The organism is Arthrobacter sp. UM1 (genome assembly GCF_020483305.1).
GTDB lineage: Bacteria > Actinomycetota > Actinomycetes > Actinomycetales > Micrococcaceae > Falsarthrobacter.
Window position 1 is genome coordinate 39,122 of record NZ_JACWAB010000003.1, and the last position, 17,179, is coordinate 56,300.

General features: G+C 70.2%; 17 protein-coding genes. 9 read left to right on the top strand and 8 right to left on the bottom strand.

Annotated features, from left to right (window positions below; genetic code table 11):
* The first annotated feature begins 345 nt into the window (after positions 1–345).
* Both pgi and H9I38_RS05245 read left to right on the top strand, forming a co-directional pair.
* Complete coding sequence (gene pgi, locus H9I38_RS05240) at positions 346–2,028, top strand: glucose-6-phosphate isomerase (protein ID WP_226337707.1); 1,683 nt, start codon at positions 346–348, stop codon at positions 2,026–2,028.
* 113 nt (positions 2,029–2,141) lie between these two features.
* Entirely contained in the window at positions 2,142–2,570 is a 429-nt protein-coding gene (locus tag H9I38_RS05245; protein WP_226337708.1) for an organic hydroperoxide resistance protein, read from the top strand.
* Positions 2,571–2,593: 23 nt separating this feature from the next.
* Here the strand turns inward: H9I38_RS05245 and H9I38_RS05250 are convergent, their stop codons facing one another.
* Positions 2,594–2,767 carry a hypothetical protein gene (locus H9I38_RS05250; RefSeq protein ID WP_226337709.1) on the bottom strand — a complete coding sequence of 58 codons (174 nt, stop codon included), beginning with the start codon at positions 2,765–2,767 and terminating at the stop codon, positions 2,594–2,596.
* 107 nt (positions 2,768–2,874) lie between these two features.
* On the opposite strand from H9I38_RS05250, the gene H9I38_RS05255 reads away from it, so the two are divergent.
* Entirely contained in the window at positions 2,875–3,897 is a 1,023-nt protein-coding gene (locus tag H9I38_RS05255; RefSeq protein WP_226337710.1) for an NADP-dependent oxidoreductase, read from the top strand.
* Between the two features lie 30 nt (positions 3,898–3,927).
* On the opposite strand, the gene H9I38_RS05260 is transcribed toward H9I38_RS05255, so the two are convergent.
* The gene (locus H9I38_RS05260; RefSeq protein ID WP_226337711.1) at positions 3,928–4,533 is read right to left on the bottom strand and encodes a TetR/AcrR family transcriptional regulator; all 606 of its coding nucleotides are present in this window, start codon (positions 4,531–4,533) and stop codon (positions 3,928–3,930) included.
* Positions 4,534–4,616: 83 nt separating this feature from the next.
* On the opposite strand from H9I38_RS05260, the gene H9I38_RS05265 reads away from it, so the two are divergent.
* The 6 genes from H9I38_RS05265 (at position 4,617) to H9I38_RS05290 (ending at position 10,567) form a co-directional block, all read left to right on the top strand.
* Complete coding sequence (locus H9I38_RS05265; RefSeq protein ID WP_226337712.1) at positions 4,617–5,225, top strand: hypothetical protein; 609 nt, start codon at positions 4,617–4,619, stop codon at positions 5,223–5,225.
* A gap of 14 nt (positions 5,226–5,239) precedes the next feature.
* Complete coding sequence (locus tag H9I38_RS05270) at positions 5,240–6,124, top strand: siderophore-interacting protein (RefSeq protein ID WP_226337713.1); 885 nt, start codon at positions 5,240–5,242, stop codon at positions 6,122–6,124.
* A gap of 135 nt (positions 6,125–6,259) precedes the next feature.
* Positions 6,260–8,488 (top strand): NADP-dependent isocitrate dehydrogenase, encoded by a 2,229-nt coding sequence (locus H9I38_RS05275; RefSeq protein WP_226337714.1) that lies wholly within the window; start codon positions 6,260–6,262, stop codon positions 8,486–8,488.
* A 286-nt stretch (positions 8,489–8,774) separates the two neighbouring features.
* On the top strand, positions 8,775–9,437 hold the full coding sequence (locus H9I38_RS05280; RefSeq protein ID WP_226337715.1) for an SDR family oxidoreductase: 663 nt from the start codon (positions 8,775–8,777) through the stop codon (positions 9,435–9,437).
* A 44-nt stretch (positions 9,438–9,481) separates the two neighbouring features.
* Positions 9,482–9,955, top strand: coding sequence for a DedA family protein (locus H9I38_RS05285; RefSeq protein ID WP_226337716.1), 474 nt, complete (start codon positions 9,482–9,484; stop codon positions 9,953–9,955).
* A 102-nt stretch (positions 9,956–10,057) separates the two neighbouring features.
* Positions 10,058–10,567 (top strand): hypothetical protein, encoded by a 510-nt coding sequence (locus tag H9I38_RS05290; RefSeq protein ID WP_226337717.1) that lies wholly within the window; start codon positions 10,058–10,060, stop codon positions 10,565–10,567.
* 104 nt (positions 10,568–10,671) lie between these two features.
* Here H9I38_RS05290 and putP read toward each other — a convergent pair whose 3' ends face one another.
* The 6 genes from putP to H9I38_RS05320 form a co-directional block, all read right to left on the bottom strand.
* Complete coding sequence (gene putP, locus H9I38_RS05295) at positions 10,672–12,204, bottom strand: sodium/proline symporter PutP (RefSeq protein ID WP_226337718.1); 1,533 nt, start codon at positions 12,202–12,204, stop codon at positions 10,672–10,674.
* Between the two features lie 139 nt (positions 12,205–12,343).
* Entirely contained in the window at positions 12,344–13,675 is a 1,332-nt protein-coding gene (locus H9I38_RS05300; RefSeq protein WP_226337719.1) for an MFS transporter, read from the bottom strand.
* Positions 13,672–14,145 (bottom strand): MarR family winged helix-turn-helix transcriptional regulator, encoded by a 474-nt coding sequence (locus H9I38_RS05305; RefSeq protein WP_226337720.1) that lies wholly within the window; start codon positions 14,143–14,145, stop codon positions 13,672–13,674. Before H9I38_RS05305 ends, H9I38_RS05300 begins: the two co-directional genes overlap by 4 nt.
* 44 nt (positions 14,146–14,189) lie before the next feature.
* On the bottom strand, positions 14,190–15,587 hold the full coding sequence (locus tag H9I38_RS05310) for a carboxylesterase family protein (RefSeq protein ID WP_226337721.1): 1,398 nt from the start codon (positions 15,585–15,587) through the stop codon (positions 14,190–14,192).
* The gene (locus tag H9I38_RS05315) at positions 15,584–16,240 is read right to left on the bottom strand and encodes a DNA-3-methyladenine glycosylase (protein WP_226337722.1); all 657 of its coding nucleotides are present in this window, start codon (positions 16,238–16,240) and stop codon (positions 15,584–15,586) included. Before H9I38_RS05315 ends, H9I38_RS05310 begins: the two co-directional genes overlap by 4 nt.
* 63 nt (positions 16,241–16,303) lie before the next feature.
* Positions 16,304–17,170, bottom strand: coding sequence for a hypothetical protein (locus H9I38_RS05320; protein ID WP_226337723.1), 867 nt, complete (start codon positions 17,168–17,170; stop codon positions 16,304–16,306).
* Positions 17,171–17,179: the final 9 nt, after the last annotated feature.

The window sequence follows — 17,179 nt, forward strand, 5'->3', positions numbered from 1 at the left end:
TGATGAGGATGAGGAGCCCCTCCGCCTCGCGGGGCCACGCGGGAAGACCCCGGATGGACTGTCTGCGGAGGGTGCACGGCCTGCTTGCGGCACGTGCGGCGGCTCACAATGAAGCAACTGTAGCCCAAGTGAAGGGCACCTGTGTGACGGATCACGTGATCAGACATCTTCTCAACCCCGTCTCACCCCCTGGGACGCGGCCCAAGACCGGCGGAATAACGGGCGTCTTCCCTGTCGGGCGGCGGAGAAGAATCCCCTCGACCCCGCGTGTCGTGCCGTAGATCACGCCTTTCCCCAGTGACGGGCGGCACTGGACAGACGCCTCGGCAGGGAGAGAATTGAGGCATGAGCGAATCCTCGATTCCAGACGTCACCGAGACCCCCGCCTGGCAGGAGCTCGAAGAGCTCCGCGACAGCGCCGACATCGACCTCCGGTCCGAGTTCGAGGCCGATCCGCGGCGCGCCGAGTCCTTCTCCTTCGAGGCCGCGGACCTCTTCGTGGACCTCTCCAAGAACCTCGTCAACGAGGAGATCGTGACCGCGCTCCTCTCCCTCGCCTCGAGCGTGGGCGTGGAGCAGCGCCGGGACGCGATGTTCGCGGGCGAGAAGATCAACGTCACCGAGGGCCGCTCGGTCCTCCACACCGCGCTGCGCCGCCCGAAGGACGCCTCCCCCGAGCTCGCCGTGCACGGCCAGGACGTGGACCGCGACGTCCACGCTGTCCTGGAGAAGGTCTACGCCTTCGCGGACAAGGTCCGCTCGGGCGAGTGGAAGGGCGTCACAGGCAAGCCGATCGAGACCGTGGTCAACATCGGGATCGGCGGCTCGGACCTCGGTCCCGTCATGGTCTACGAGGCGCTCAAGCCGCTCAAGAACGAGCGCCTCTCGGCCCGCTTCATCAGCAACATCGATCCCACCGACGCGGCCGAGAAGCTCGGGGACCTGGATCCTGAGACGACGCTCGTCGTCGTCGCCTCCAAGACGTTCACCACGCTCGAGACGCTCACCAACGCGCGCGTGGCGAGGGCGTGGCTCCTCGACGGCCTGCGCGCCAAGGGCGCGATCGGCGAGGGGCAGGAGGCCGGCGCCGTCGCCAAGCACTTCGTGGCGGTCTCCACGGCGCTGGACAAGGTCGAGAAGTTCGGCATCGACCCGGAGAACGCGTTCGGATTCTGGGACTGGGTGGGAGGCCGCTACTCGGTGGACTCCGCGATCGGCACGGTCCTCGCCGTCGTGCTCGGCCCGAAGGTGTTCGAGGAGCTGCTCGCGGGCTTCCACGCGATGGACGAGCACTTCCGCACCGCGCCGCTGCACAAGAACGTCCCCGTGCTCATGGGCATGCTCAACATCTGGGACAACAACTTCCTGGGCGCCGAGACGCACGCGGTCCTCCCCTACGACCAGCACCTGCACCGCTTCCCGGCCTACCTGCAGCAGCTGACCATGGAGTCCAACGGCAAGTCCGTGAAGTGGGACGGCAGCACCGTGGACACGGAGACCGGCGAGATCTTCTGGGGCGAGCCGGGCACCAACGGCCAGCACGCCTTCTACCAGCTCATCCACCAGGGCACCCGGATCATCCCCTGCGACTTCATCGCGTTCGCCACGCCGGCGTACCAGACGAAAGACGGGGACCAGGACGTCCACGAGCTGTTCCTCGCCAACTTCTTCGCGCAGACCAAGGCGCTCGCCTTCGGCAAGTCCGCGGACGAGGTCCGGGCTGAGGGCGTGGACGAGTCGATCGTCCCGGCCCGCACGTTCCACGGCAACCAGCCGACCACCTCGATCATGGGCCCCAAGCTCACGCCGTCTACGCTGGGCCAGCTCATCGCGCTCTACGAGCACATCGTGTTCGTCGAGGGCATCGTCTGGGGCATCGACTCGTTCGACCAGTGGGGCGTGGAGCTCGGCAAGAAGCTCGCCAAGGACCTCGCGCCGGCCATCGCAGGCGACGAGCAGGCCATCGCCGAGCAGGACGGCTCCACACGCGGGCTCATCGAGTACTACCGCGCCAAGCGGGAGCGCTAGGAGCCCGTGTTCCGGCGGCGCAGGGTCCGCGGGGAATGAACTCCCTGCGGGCCCTGTTGTGCGCAATGAGACCCTCCGGGACAGCCCCGGAACCCCTCGAGAAAGGACACGCCATGTCTGACGTCCTCTACTCCATCGACGCCCTCTCCACCGGCGACGCCCGCAACGGGCACGTGCGCACCTCCGACGGCGCACTGGACCTGGATCTCGCCGCCCCGTCCTCGATGGGCGGCTCGGGCAACGGCTTCAACCCCGAGCAGCTCTTCGCGGCCGGCTACGCCGCGTGCTTCCACGGCGCCCTCAAGGCGGTGGCCCGGGAGAAGAAGTCCTCGGTTGAGGATTCCTCCGTCGAGTCGAAGGTGGACTTCCTCAAGGACGCGTCCGACGGCGGCTTCCGCCTCGCCGTCACCCTCACGGTCCGGATTCCCGGCATGGAGGAGGAAGCGGCGCAGGAGCTCGCGGACGCGGCCCACGCCATGTGCCCGTACTCCAAGGCCACGCGCGGCAACATCGACGTCACGGTGACGGTCGCCGACGCGTAACACTTGCGACGCGCGGCGGCGGATCAGTGGGTGGGGAACCCTCTGCCCGAGTCGATCCGCCGCCGGATGTCGGCCAGCTCTCTGCGGCTCTCGGGCGGAATGCCCTTTCGGTTCGCCAGCCCCCGATCCACGGAGAGCAGGTACGCCGCCGCGAAGCAGCCGACGATGACGAGTGCGGTGACGATGATCCAGAACATCGCGCCTCCCAAAAGCGTCCTGTGGGCTGATTGTCTCGCGTTCCGCCCGCCCGCGCCAGGCCCCAGCGCCTTTCCGAACCGCCTGCACACCCCGCCAAGGAGCCCCGATGACTGACAGCAGCCTTCCCACCCAGACCCGCGCCGTGACGCTCGCGGCCCGCCCCAAGGGCGCGCCGAGCGAGTCCGACTTCGAGATGAAGACCCTCGACCTCTGGGAGCTCAACGCCGAGCAGGTCCTCATCAAGAACACCACCATGAGCGTGGACCCCTACATGCGCGGCCGCATGGACGACCGCGAGTCCTACATCCCGCCCTTCGAGATCGGAGAACCGCTCACCGGCGGCGCCGTCGGAGAGGTCATCGCCTCGCGCTCGGACGATCTGCCGGTGGGCACCAGGGTCCTCCACTTCTACGGCTGGCGGGACTACGTGGTGCTCGACGCCGAGATGGTCACGCCCGTCGACACTGAGAAGGCCCCCGAGGCCGCCTACCTCGGCATCCTCGGCATGACCGGCCTGACGGCCTGGGTGGGCCTCACGGTCATCGGCGAGTTCAAGGAGGGCGACACGGTCTTCGTCTCCGCGGCGGCCGGCTCGGTGGGCTCCGCCGTGGGCCAGTTCGCGAAGCTCCTCGGCGCCAAGCGGGTTATCGGCTCGGCCGGCGGCCCGGAGAAGTGCGAGTACGCGACGTCCCTCGGGTTCGACGCCGTCATCGACTACAAGAAGGGGGACATCGCCGGCCAGCTCGCCGAGGCGGCGCCGGAGGGCGTGGACGTCTACTTCGACAACGTCGGCGGCGAGACCCTTGAGGCCGCCCTCGGCGCCATGCGCCGCGGCGGACGCGTGGTCATGTGCGGCGCCATCTCGCAGATGAACACCGCCGAGCCGGCCCCTGGCCCGCGCAACCTGGCCCTCGCCATCATCAAGGGCCTCAAGCTGCAGGGCTTCACGATCGGCGGCTACCAGAAGGACCACCAGGCGGAGTTCTACAAGCACGTGCTCCCCTGGGTCGCCGAGGGCAAGGTCCAGTGGCAGACCACGGTCCGCCACGGCCTCGAGAACGCCGTCGGCGCCTTCCTCGAGCTCTTCTCCGGCGGGAACACGGGCAAGATGGTCGTCGAGCTCGGCTGACGGCCGCTCCCCTGAGGCTCTGGCGGCCAGTCAGTCCGCCAGGGCCTCGATCTCTGCGCGGAGCACCCGGAGGACTTCCGCGTCGGCACGCTCGCCGTCGTCTGCGAGAAGGTGCAGCGCCAGCCCGTCCAGGAGGGCGTGCAGGCGGCGGGCCTCGGGCTCGTCCTCGCCCGGCCCGTCCCCGAAGGCGGCTGAGGTGCAGCCGCGCACGCGCCGGACGACGAGACGGCAGACCTCCCGCAGATCCCTGTAGGCGGCGTCCCGCACTGTGCGGATCCCCGGGTTGGCGGGCGCCTCGGCGAAAAGCGCGAGGTTCACCTCCATCTCCGCCCGGGACTCCTCCGTGAGGGGAAGCAGGTGACGCAGGACGCGCAGGGCGGATTCCGCCGGCTCGTCCCCGGGGCGAGACGCCTCGGCCTTGATCCTCTCCTCGACGCGACGGGTCATGAGCTCCGCGGAGAACTGGATGAGCTCGGCGCGCGTGGGGAAGACGTGCCGCAGCGAGCCGACTGCCACGCCGGCCTCCTCGGCGACGCTTCTGACCGAGACGGCAGAGACGCCTCGGTCCCTCGCCACCGCCCAGAGCGCCTCGGCGATCTCTTCTCGGCGAGCGGCTGTGTCGATGGTCTTTGGCATGGGCCCATCGTAGACACGCCAGCAGTGTTGTGACACAGTTGTGCTAGAAAAGTTCTAGCACACTCGTGCCATCAGGAGCTGACTTGGTTCTCATCACGATCATCGCCTGCGAGGTGTCCTTCTGGGTGCTCCTCGTCGCCGGACTGGCGGCCCGCTACCTGTTCCGGCGCAAGCGCCTCGGCGCCGCTCTTCTTATCGCGGCACCCGTCGTGGACCTCGTGCTCCTCGGCGTCACGGCGGTGGATCTCAGGCGAGGAGCGGAGCCCACGTTCGCTCATTCGCTCGCGGCGCTCTACATCGGCGGCTCCATCGCGTTCGGCCACTCCATCGTGCGCTGGATGGACAACCGGTGGGCGGCACGGCACGAGGGCGCTCCCCTGCCGCCCAAGCCCACGGGACGCGCGCACTCCCTCATGGCCTGGAAGAACTTCGGCCTCGGCGTCATCGCGGCCGGCATCTCCTGGGGCCTGCTGCTCGTGCTCGAGCACCTGGCCCTCGACGGCGTGGACGTCACGGCCTTGACCAGCACCCACGACACCATCCGGCGGGGTCTCGTCATCGGCTTCGTCATCGCGCTCTCCTACACCATCTGGCCGCGGAAAGCGGAGGACGACGACGCCCGCGACGACGACCACCAGCCCGGCTCCGCCCGAAACGTCGAAGACCCTAGAATCGAGGTAAGGAGAACCTAACCCGAGGAGCCTCGATGACCGAGACCGCCCGTCCCGAACACCGCCCCGAGCAGCCGGAGGGCGGCGGCACCGTCCAGCCGAAGCCCGCGAAGAAGCCCAAGCCGCAGACGATGCTCGAGGTGACGGAGACGCAGCGGATCGGCCCGCACATGGTCCGGGTCTTCCTCGGGGGTCCGGAGTTCGAGTCCTTCCCTGCCAACGAGTTCGCGGACATGTACGTCAAGCTGCTCTTCAACCAGGACGGCACGGTTCCGGCGGAGAAGCTGGACCTCGCGCAGGCCCGCGCCTCGCTGCCCGCGGACCAGGTGCCGGTGACACGCACCTACACGATCCGCGCGGTGGACCCGGTCAACAAGGAGCTGGCCATCGACTTCGTCACCCACGGGGACGAGGGTCTTGCAGGCCCCTGGGCCCAGCGCGCCGAGCCGGGCGACCGCCTCCTCCTCCAGGGGCCCGGCGGCCGCTACGCTCCTCGGCCGGACGCGTTCCACCTCCTCCTCGGGGACGAGTCCGCCGTGCCCGCCATCAGCCGGGGCGTCGAGTTCATGGGGCCGGGCGCCCGGGGGCTCGTCGTCGTCGAGGCAGAGAGCGCGGAGGACGTCGTCGAGCTGGACGCCCCGGAGGGCGTCGAGGTGCGGTGGCTGCTGCGCGACGGCGCCGGGCACAGCGAGGAGCGGCTCGTCGATGCCGTCCTCCCCGCGCTCGGAGGCGAGTGGCCGGAAGGGCCCCTCCAGGTCTTCGCCCACGGAGAGCGGGGCGGCATCAAGGCCCTCCGCCGCCTGCTCCGCGAGCGCGGGGTGCCCAAGGAGGACCTTTCGATCTCTGCGTACTGGGCGCTCGGCCGCACCGAGGACAGGTTCCAGGCGGAGAAGAAGGAGCCCATCGGCAAGATCGAGTAGTCCGCGCTGTCCACAGGGCGCCCGGAGGCCCGCCGCGGACCCCGGCCCGTCCGATACAGTGACACGTATATGGGCGCGCCGTCCCGCGGGGACGCGCGCCGTGGTCCCGAGTGAAGTTGGAGAGACGCCCACACTATGGCAACCATCATTTACACCAAGACGGACGAAGCGCCGATGCTCGCCACGTTCTCCCTCCTGCCGATCATCGAGGCCTACGCCTCGACCGCCGGCGTGGCCGTGGAGACGCGTGACATCTCGCTGGCCGGCCGCATCATCGCTCAGTTCGCGGACCGCCTCCCGCAGGAGCAGCAGGTGCCGGACTCCCTCGCCGAGCTGGGCCGGCTGGCCCAGACGCCTGAGGCCAACATCATCAAGCTCCCGAACATCTCGGCCTCGGTGCCGCAGCTCAAGGCCACCGTCAAGGAGCTCCAGGGCAAGGGCTTCGACCTTCCGGACTACCCGGACGAGCCGAAGACGGACGATGAGAAGGACATCCGGGCCCGTTACGACAAGGTCAAGGGCTCCGCCGTCAACCCGGTGCTGCGCGAGGGCAACTCGGACCGCCGCGCTCCCCTCTCGGTCAAGAACTACGCCCGCAAGCACCCGCACTCGATGGGCGCGTGGAGCAAGGACTCGAAGACCAACGTGGCCACCATGGGCCAGGACGACTTCCGCTCGAACGAGCAGTCCGTCATCCTCCCGCAGGACGACGTGCTCACGTTCAAGCTCGTCGGCAAGGACGGCAGCACCACGGTCCTCAAGGAGGGCCTCAAGGTCCTCAAGGACGAGATCGTGGACGCCACGTTCATCTCCGCCAAGAAGCTGGACGAGTTCCTCGCCGCGCAGGTCAAGCGCGCCAAGGAGGAGGGCGTCCTCTTCTCGGTCCACCTCAAGGCCACGATGATGAAGGTCTCTGACCCGATCATCTTCGGCCACGTGGTCCGCGCGTTCTTCCCGCAGGTGTTCGAGCAGTACGGCGAGCAGCTCGCCGCCGCCGGCCTCTCCCCCAACAACGGCCTCGCCTCCATCCTCTCCGGGCTGGACGCGCTGGAGCCGTCCGTGGCGGAGGGCGTCAAGAAGGGCATCGAGCAGGGCCTCGCCGAGGGCCCCGAGCTTGCGATGGTCAACTCGGACAAGGGCATCACCAACCTGCACGTGCCCTCGGACGTCATCGTGGACGCCTCGATGCCGGCCATGATCCGCACCTCCGGCCACATGTGGGGCCCGAACGGCGAGGAGCAGGACACCCTCGCCGTCATCCCGGACAGCTCCTACGCGGGCGTGTACCAGACGGTCATCGAGGACTGCCGGGCCAACGGTGCCTTCGACCCGACGACGATGGGCTCCGTCCCGAACGTCGGCCTCATGGCGCAGAAGGCCGAGGAGTACGGCTCGCACGACAAGACCTTCGAGATCCCCGCGGACGGCACCGTCCAGGTGGTGAACCAGGCGGGCGAGGTGCTCATGCAGCACGAGGTCGAGGCCGGGGACATCTGGCGGGCCTGCCAGACCAAGGACGTCCCGGTCCGCGACTGGGTCAAGCTCGCCGTGACGCGCTCCCGCGCCTCGAACACCCCCGCGGTGTTCTGGCTGGACCCGTCCCGCGCGCATGACCGCAGCCTCATCGAGAAGGTCGAGGCGTACCTCAAGGACCAGGACACGGACGGCCTCGAGATCAGCATCAAGTCCCCGGAGGAGGCCACGGCCTACTCGCTCGCGCGCATCCGCCGCGGCGAGGACACCATCTCGGTGACGGGCAACGTGCTCCGCGACTACAACACGGACCTGTTCCCGATCCTCGAGCTCGGCACCTCCGCGAAGATGCTCTCCGTGGTCCCGCTGCTCAACGGCGGCGGCCTCTTCGAGACGGGCGCCGGCGGCTCCGCCCCGAAGCACGTCCAGCAGCTCATCGAGGAGGACCACCTGCGGTGGGACTCGCTCGGCGAGTTCATGGCCCTCGCGGAGTCCTTCCGCCACGCGGGCGAGAAGGACGGCAACGCCTCCGCACAGGTGCTCGCCTCCACGCTCGAGCGCGCCACGGAGACGTTCCTCAACGAGAACAAGTCCCCGAGCCGCAAGGCCGGCGAGATCGACAACCGCGGCAGCCACTACTACCTGGCCCTCTACTGGGCGCAGGAGCTCGCGGCGCAGAAGGACGACGAGGACCTCGCGGCCAAGTTCGCCCCCGTGGCGGACGCGCTGGCCTCCGGCGAGGACCAGATCGTCAAGGAGCTCCTCGAGGTCCAGGGCAAGCATGCGGACATCGGCGGCTACTACCGTCCGGACGAGCAGAAGACCTCCGCGGTCATGCGTCCGTCCGCCACGCTCAACAAGGCCATCGACGGCCTCAAGGAGCGCGTCTGACGCACAGCGAGCCGGACGCCTGATCCGCTCGCCCGAGGGGCCCGGGAAGCATGCTGCTTCCCGGGCCCTTCTGCGTCCGCCGTCGGCCCCGGCGCCCCAAGCCCCTCCGTACGCTGTCCCCGGCGCCCCCAGTCCCGCCGGACGCACACCACGCGTTCGCCGGTGGACGAAGGGCGCTGCTCCCCTGTCTCCCCAGGGACGCCTTCGATAAGGTTCCAAACAAAGACAGCAACGCGACCCGTCGGGACGCCCGGTGGAAGGGCGCCCTCGGAAGGAGGACCCGGACATGAAGCGCGCACTCATCATCGGAGGACACGGCAAGGTGGCCCTGCTCGCGGCCCCGCTCCTCGCGGAGAAGGGCTGGAGCGTGGCCGGTGCGGCCCGCAACCCGGACCACGCCGCGGACATCGAGGCCGCGGGCGCCGAGTTCGTCGAGGCGGACGTGGAGCGCATGAGCCCCGAGCAGCTCGCCAACCTCGTGGCGGACTACGACGCCGTCGTCTGGTCGGCAGGCGCGGGCGGAGGCAGCCCGGAGCGGACGCAGGCCGTGGACCGCGAGGCGGCCGTCCAGACCGTCGAGGCCGCGATGAACCGCGGCGTCCGCCGCTTCCTCATGGTCTCCTACTTCGGCGCCAGCCAGGAGCACGGGGTCCCCGAGGACAACGACTTCCACACCTACGCCCAGGCCAAGGCGGACGCGGACGACCACCTCCGCAGCTCGCCGCTCGACTGGACCATCCTCGGCCCCAGCATGCTCACCGAGGACGAGCCGTCCGGCAAGATCGACGTCCGTCTCGACCGCAAGGACTCCACCCTCGAGGGCGGCAAGGTCTCCCGCGGCAACGTGGCGCGTGTCATCGCGGAGACGCTCGGGGACCAGAACACGCACGGTCTCACGATCGAGTTCAACGACGGCTCCTCCCCCATCGCCGAGCATCCCTGGGCCTGACCCGGGCCGAGCCGGCTGTGCGGCGCTGGAGATAGAATCGGCTCATGCATGACTGGATCCAGAGCCTCCACGTGGGGTGGGCGATCCTCTTCTTCTTCGGCGTCGCCGTCCTCCGCTCGAGCCTGGTGTACGCCCTCGGCCGCCTCGCGTCAGCGGGCGGCCGCCGCCTCGAGCGCATCCGGCGCTCCTTCGACTCCCCTGCGTTCCGCCGTGCCGAGCGGTTCGTCAACCGCTGGGGCGTCCTGGCCGTGCCGTTCTGCTTCCTCACCATCGGCTTCCAGACCGCCGTCATCACGACGACGGGCCTCACCCGCATGCCGCTGACCCGCTGGGTCCCGGCCATGCTGTTCGGCGCGGCGATGTGGGGAGTTGTCTATGGGACAGTCGGCATGGCCGTGGTCTGGGCGTGGCTGCGGACTCCGTGGCTGCTGGCGGTCGTCGTCGCCGTCGTCGCCCTTGCTGTCACGGCTGTCAAGCTGATCCCTCGGGTGCGCAGAGCCCGAGCGGACGCTGAATGATTGAACTTTGCAGTAGCTTGACCCAGGGACAGACCTCCGCAAAGGTGAGGGTCGAGCGCGTTCCCCCGAACGCGCCGACATCCCCGGAAGGAAGGTCGAACCATGATGAAGAAGACCATCACCGCAGCAGCAGCCCTTCTCGCGGCCGGAGCGGCCGTCGCGGCCCCCGCCGCGAACGCAGCCACCCCGTCCACGACGGCGGACGCCGCCGTCTCCATCAAGAGCGGCGCCCCGGTGCAGGGCCTCATGACGGCCGGCTCGTTCAAGATCGCCAACAACGGCCCGCAGGCGCTGCCCACGGGAACGCAGTTCAAGGTGCACTTCAGCGCACTGGACGGCTCCGCGTCCCGCTCGGGCCACACGGTGACCTGCCCGGACCTCCAGGCGTGCACCGCCCAGCAGGATCCCACGGACAACAACAGCTACATCGTGACGCTGAACCGTCCGCTGGGCGTGGGCAAGAGCGTGAACGGCCTCTGGTCCAACCACCACTACCTCAACGGCACCCGTGACAAGGTGACCATCGAGGAGACCTCGGTGCCGCAGGGCACGGTCGATCCCAACAAGGCGAACAACACCGCGGTGTACGACAACGCCAACCTCGGCTTCTAGCCTCCGAGGCCCGGCGGCCGACGCCGGAGACCGCAGTCGAGGGGCCCGCACGCTCAGGCGTGCGGGCCCCTCTCCTGTTCGCTCGGCTCCTGTCCTCTCGGCTCTCAGCCGCGCAGGGCCGGAGCCTCGGCGAGGCGGACGGCCTCGTTGAACTCCGCGTCCGTCTCCGCGTGCGGGCGGAAGGTGAAGAGCGAGACGACGACGGCGACGAGGCCGCAGACGATGAACCCCGGGATGATCTCGTACACGTCCGTGCCGAGGCCCTTCCAGGCGAACACGGTCACGGATCCCGTCACAATGCCGGCGAGAGCGCCCCACGCCGAGAGGCGGCGCCAGTAGAGGGACAGGATGACCACGGGGCCGAAGGCCGCGCCGAACCCGGCCCAAGCGAAGGCCACGAGCTTGAGGATGCTGCTGTTCGGGTTGAGGGCCAGGAGCATCGCGATGAGCGCCACGCAGAGCACGCCGGCGCGGCCCAGCCACAGGCTCGCCCGCGGGGAGAGCGGCCGGTTGAAGACCATCGAGGCGAGGTCCTCCACGAGGGCCGAGGAGGAGACGACGAGCTGGCTCGAGATCGTGGACATGATGGCCGCGAGGACGGCGGCCAGGACGAATCCGGCGATGAGCGGGTGGAAGAAGATCTGCGAGAGGTCCAGGAAGACGGACTCGGCCGACTTCGCGTCCGTGAGCTTCGCCTGCGGGTGCGTGGCGAAGTAGGCGATGCCCACGAGCGCCGTGCTCGTGGCGCCGAGCACGGTGAGCAGCATCCAGCCGATGCCGATGCGCCGGCCGGCCGCCGCGTCCGCAGCAGAGCGCAGGGCCATGAAGCGGACGATGATGTGCGGCTGTCCGAAGTACCCGAGGCCCCAGGCGGCGGCGGAGATGCCGCCGATGAGCGTGCCGCCGGCCACGAGGGAGAAGGCGTGCGGCTTGACCGCGATGACCTCCTGGTAGACGTGCGCGGGGCCGCCGAGCTGGATGATGCCGACGATCGGGACGAGGATGAGCGCGGCCAGCATGAGCAGACCCTGGGCCACGTCCGTGAACGTCGCGCCGAGGAAGCCGCCGAAGAGCGTGTACAGCACCGTGATGCCGCCCACGAGCAGCATGCCCTGGAGGTACGCCGCCTCCGGCGAGCTGGCCTTGAACAGGTCCGCGAAGGACGCCTGGAAGAAGGTGCCGCCGGCGACCATGCCGGAGGAGACGTAGAAGGTGAAGAAGACGAGGATGACGAGCCCGGCGACGATCCTCAGCACCCGGCTGATCTGCGGGCCGGAGCCGCGCAGACGGTTGTCGAAGAAGGAGGGCACCGTGATCGAGTTGTGCGCCACCTCGGTGTAGGCCCGCAGGCGGGGAGCCACGAACTTCCAGTTGAGCCAGGCGCCGATCGTGAGGCCCACGGCGATCCACGCCTCGAAGAGCCCGCCCATGTAGAGGGCGCCCGGCAGGCCCATGAGCAGCCAGCCGGACATGTCCGAGGCACCGGCCGAGAGGGCGGCGACGCCGGGGGTCAGCCCTCGGCCGCCGAGGAGGTAGTCGTCGAGGTCGTTGTTCTTCCGGTTGGCCCAGAAGCCGATGAAGACCATCGCCCCGAAGTACACGAGGATGGCGATGAGCTGGTAGGTCTGCGCGGACATGCGGAGGCCCCTTTCGCGAGCGGTGAGTCCCCGGAGCCGCAGCAGTCACACACTGTGATTCACAGCACTCCGATTGGCGACGATCTTACCTGAACACAGCCTGAACGTCCTCTCGGAGCCGCCGGAGGAGCTGCCTCCGCTACGCCTCGCTCCCCTCCACGGCGTCGAGGGCGAGCTCGGCGTCTTCGTCGTCGTCGGCACGCGAGGACTCCTCCGCCTGCTCCGCCGCAGTGACCAGGCGGTGGCCGCTCGCGAGAACGGGCACGGCGAGGAAGAAGGCCGCAGCCGCCACGATGAAGGCCATGGAGGTGTTCGTGGCCTCTGCGATCTTGCCCGCGAAGAACGGCGCCAGGCCGCCTCCGATGAAGCGGACGAAGCCGTACGCGGAGGACGCCACCGCGCGGTCCACGGGCGAGACGAGCATGACGGCCTGGGTGGTCAGCGTGTTGTTCACGCCGATGCAGGCGCCGGAGAGGACCACCGCAGCCATGACGATCCCCGGCGTGTCCACGCCGAGCGCGATGACGAGCATGAGCACGGCCAGCACGAGCAGATTGGCGTAGAGCGTGGCCGCTGTCCCGAATCGCCGCTGGAGCATCGGGGCCAGGAAGACGGCGAAGACCGCCACGAGGAGCCCCCACCCGGTGAAGACGAGGCCGAGCTGCATCGCCTCGAGGTGCATGGGGTACGGGGCATAGCCGAGCATCGTGAAGAAGCCCCAGTTGTAGAGGAGCGCCACGATGCCCATCGTGAGGAGGCCGCGGTGGGAGAGCGCCTTGAGGGGCGCGCTGAGGTCCGTCTTGACCGCGGGCCTCGGCAGCTTGGGGATGAAGAGCAGGGTGGCCACGAGCGCGATGCCCATGAGCACGGAGACGCCGAGGAACGGGCCGCGCCAGCTGATCCCGCCCAGGAGGCCGCCGAGGAGCGGCCCCGTGGCCATGCCGATGCCGAGCGCCGCCTCGTAGAGGATGATGGCGCCGGAGAAGCCGCCCCGCGCGGAGGCGACGATGACGGCGAGGCTCGTCGCGATGAACATCGCGTTGCCCAGCCCCCAGCCGCCGCGGAAGCCGATGATGCCGTTGATCGAGCTCGAGAGTCCCGCGAGTCCCGCGAAGACCACGATGAGCGCGAGCCCCGTGATGAGCGTCCACTTGGAGCCGATCCGGCTGGAGAGCCAGCCGACGCCGAGCATGGCGATGGCCGTGACCACGAGGTAGCTCGTGAACAGGAGCGAGACCTGCGCGGGGCTGGCCTGGAGGCCGTGCGAGATGGCCGGGAGGATCGGGTCCACGAGCCCGATCCCCATGAAGGAGATGACGCACGCGAATGCCACGGCCCAGACGGCCTTCGGCTGGTCGAGGAGGGACGGCTTCGGGGTGCGGCGCGCGGCGGGTGCGGCCTCGGCGCCCCGGGCGGTCTCGGCACCCCGGGCGGACTCTGTGCCGGCCTCGACGGAGGGCGCCCGGGTCACGCGGTCTCCTTTCCCGTCGGGCAGGGGCGCGCAGCCGCCGCCACGACGTCCGAGAACCGCTCGAGGGGCCGGATCGCCGCGGCGATCTTCGTCTGGTCCTCCGCGTCCAGCTCCGCCAGGTAGCCGGAGAGCTTGGCGCGGCGGCGGGCGCGGCGGGCCTGGAGCGTCTCGCGTCCGGCGTCCGTCAGCTCGACGACGACGGCGCGGCGGTCCTCAGCCGAAGGATGGCGCTCCACGAGGCCCTCCCGCTCGAGGCGGTCCACGGACTGCGTCATGGCCGGCTGGGACACGCCCTCCTGGCGGGCGAGGTGCATGATCCGCTGCGGGCCGTTGAGGTCCAGGCGGACCATGAGGCCGGCGGCGGACTGGGAGAGGGCCTCGTCAGCGGCGTCTGCGCGGAGGCGGCGGACGAGGAGCTCGAGCGTCCCCTGGAGGTGCTCGGCGAGGCGGTCTGGCGTCGCGTTTTCCATGGAACAGTTTATATCATAACTTACCTATGCAACGCGAGCAGGCCTCAGTCCGGCGGGGTCTCGAGCGGCCCGAACCGGATGAGCCCGGGGTAGGACTCGAGCTCCACCGTGCCCGTGCGGGCGAAGCGCGCCCAGAGCGAGCGCAGCATCATCCCCTGCGGCTCCACGTCCTCCCAGACCGCCCCGGCGATGAGCGCGGCCTTCTCCCACGCCGGGCGGGACCCCAGGAGCAGCGGCAGCTCAATCGTGTGGGCGGCCTTGTACGGAGACCCCTCGGGCCCCCAGTCGATGACGTACTGCACTCCCCGGCCACCGGCATCCGCGTGACGGGCGGCGAAGGCGTGGGCCGGATCCGCGTAGATCCGACGGGTCAGCGCGGTGACGAGCCCCTCGGAGATGGCCTCCCCGATCCTCGCTTGCCGGGCGAACCGGTGCATCCCCGGCACTTCGCCCGTGAAGAGCGAGGCCTCGCGGGCGGTGTGGCCGATCATGATCTGCACGCGGGAGGCGGCGTCCCGCCAGGCGTCGTCGAGCTCCTCCTCCGCGGGAAGCGGGTCGAAGCCGTACTGGACGCCGAAGGGCATGGCTCCGCGGAGGCCGAACGGGAGCGCCCAGCGCGCCACGCGCTCCTCGCTCCCCAGGATCTCGGCGAGCGGGGCGTTGTCCTCCGTCCGGGAGGCCTCGCGGGCCATGAGGGCCGTCATCCTCGAGCGGTTGGGCATGATCCCCAGCGGGGCGGACTGGAGGATCGCCTTGGCGAACAGCCCCTCCGCGCCGCGGGCGATCATGAGGTGCGCGGCGGCATCCGCGCCGGCCGACTGCCCGAACACGGTCACGTTCTCCGGGTCCCCGCCGAAGGCCGCGATGTTCCGGCGCACCCAGCGCAGCGCCTCGATCTGGTCCAGCAGGCCGAGGTTCGCGGGGCGCCCGCCCTCCCAGCCGAGATACCCGAGGATGCTGAGCCGGTACGTCACGCTCACGACGATGACGTCCTGCTCGCTGACGATCGGCGCCGCCTCGAACACGTGCGCGTCTCCGGCGCCGGCCGTGTAGGAGCCGCCGTGGATCCAGACCATGACGGGCAGCGATCCGGCCGGGTCCGCGTGCGCAGGAACCGTCACGGAGAGGTTGAGGCAGGCCTCGTCCTCCTCCATGCCCGCGTCCGGATGCCAGAGGAGCTTCTCGAGGATGTCCATGGGCACCTGCGGGCAGGCGGGCGCCCACCTCCGGGCCTCGACGGGCTCGGCGCTCGGCTCCGCGGGGACGGGCCGGCCGAACCGCTCGGCCGTGGCATAGGGAATCCCGGTGGCGCGGGCGACGTCCCCGTCCAGCCAGCCGCGGATCTCCCCCGCGGGCGCGCTCCACGTGCGCTCGGGAGCGTCCCGGCCGTCCGCCCGGTCCCGGTCATCCGTGAACGCGTTGACGCGATCCTGCCAGTTCATGCCCCAGCGCCTCTTCCCGCGGCCTCCCCGGCCGTCTGGCTCGCGGACCGAGCGGCCCGGCGGAACGCGGAGACCGTGGGGTCTCCGGCGAAGGCGAAGCGCAGCGGCTCCTCCTCCGCGCGCGGCACTCCCACACGGGGGCCGACGACGACGGCGCGCGCGTCCGGCGCCTCCCCCGCGGCGCCCGAATCGCGGTCCGGGGCCCAGAGCTGCACGGGCGAGTCCGGGCTGAGGAGCTCCGCGGCCGAGTCCTCCATGGTGATGCCGAGCGCGCGCGTCAGGCAGCCCGGACCGCGGGCCAGACGGGCGTCCTCCACGCCGGGGCGGCGGGAACGGGCCTCCTCGAGCCCGGCGACCACGCGGCCGGCGCGAACCAGGACGGCCCGGGCGACGCCTTCCGGGGAGCAGACCACGTTGCAGCACGTGTGGCCGTGCATCGAGTACGTGTAGAGCCGGCCGGCCGGGCCGAACATGACGGCGTTCTTGCGGTTGGGGCCCTTCCAGGCGTGGGAGGCCGGGTCCGCCTCCCCCTCGTAGGCCTCCACCTCGGTGATCTCCACCGCCACGCCTCCGCGGCGGAGCTCGCACCCCAGGAGCCTGCGCGCCGTCACGGCAGCGGACTCGTCGAGGAGGGAGGGGCGGGCCAAACGCATGCCTCCAGCGTATCGGCGCTCCCTCGGAGCCTCCTGCGAACGGATGTCAGCTGTGCCGGGAGGTCAGGGGAACTGCGGAGCCGTGAGCTCAGCTTGGGCGGACTCGTCCGCGATGACCACCGTGCTCCTCGCCACCCCCGGATCCGCAGGCTGCACCTCGATGACTCCGCTTGCGACCGTGACCGTGGAGGCGAAGGAGGCGAGCACATGCGCGTCGTAGAAGACCGGCGACTGGCTCGTGAGCACCTGGCCGTAGGGGGTGTCCGGGCCGGAGACGACGAGCGGCTCGAGCAGCGTGATGGTGATGCTCCCCGTCCAGACGTTCCCCTGCACCTCCCCCTGGGAATAGGAGACGGTGTACGCCGCGCCGTTCAGGGACTCGCGCAGGCCGGTTGCCGCGCCGGCCCGCGAACGGGTCTCGCGGACCCCCGGCGCCCAGTTGATGGGCTCGTAGGCATCCCACCCCTCGGGGAAGGTGGCCGTGTAGCTCTGACGGATCTGGGCCCCTGCCTTGAGCGTCGAGGTTCCGGCCACAAACTCTCCATCCGGTCCCACCGGAGCCGAGATCCAGAGTCCGCTGCCGCCGTAGAGGCCGTCCTGGCTGCCGAGCGAGCCGCCCGGGGTGAACGAGCCGCTCCCCACCGCGAGCGCCCCGGGCGGTCCGGAAACGCTGCCGGAGGAGTCCGAAACGGCGCCGAGATACGAGGCGACGCCGATGGCCGTCTCGAACTCGTTCCCCGGGTCGGCATCGACCACCTGGACGAAGACGCCGTGCCGCGCGGTGACGGGCGGGAGAGAGGCCTGAGCGGCCGGGGCGGCGGTGGACAGCACCACGGCCGGCGCAGCCCAGGCGGCCCCGCGGGCGACCTCCCGGCGCGAGGGATGCACGGCAGGGCCGGGGACGCGGATCTGAGTGGGCTCTGGGGTCATGGAGAGGGC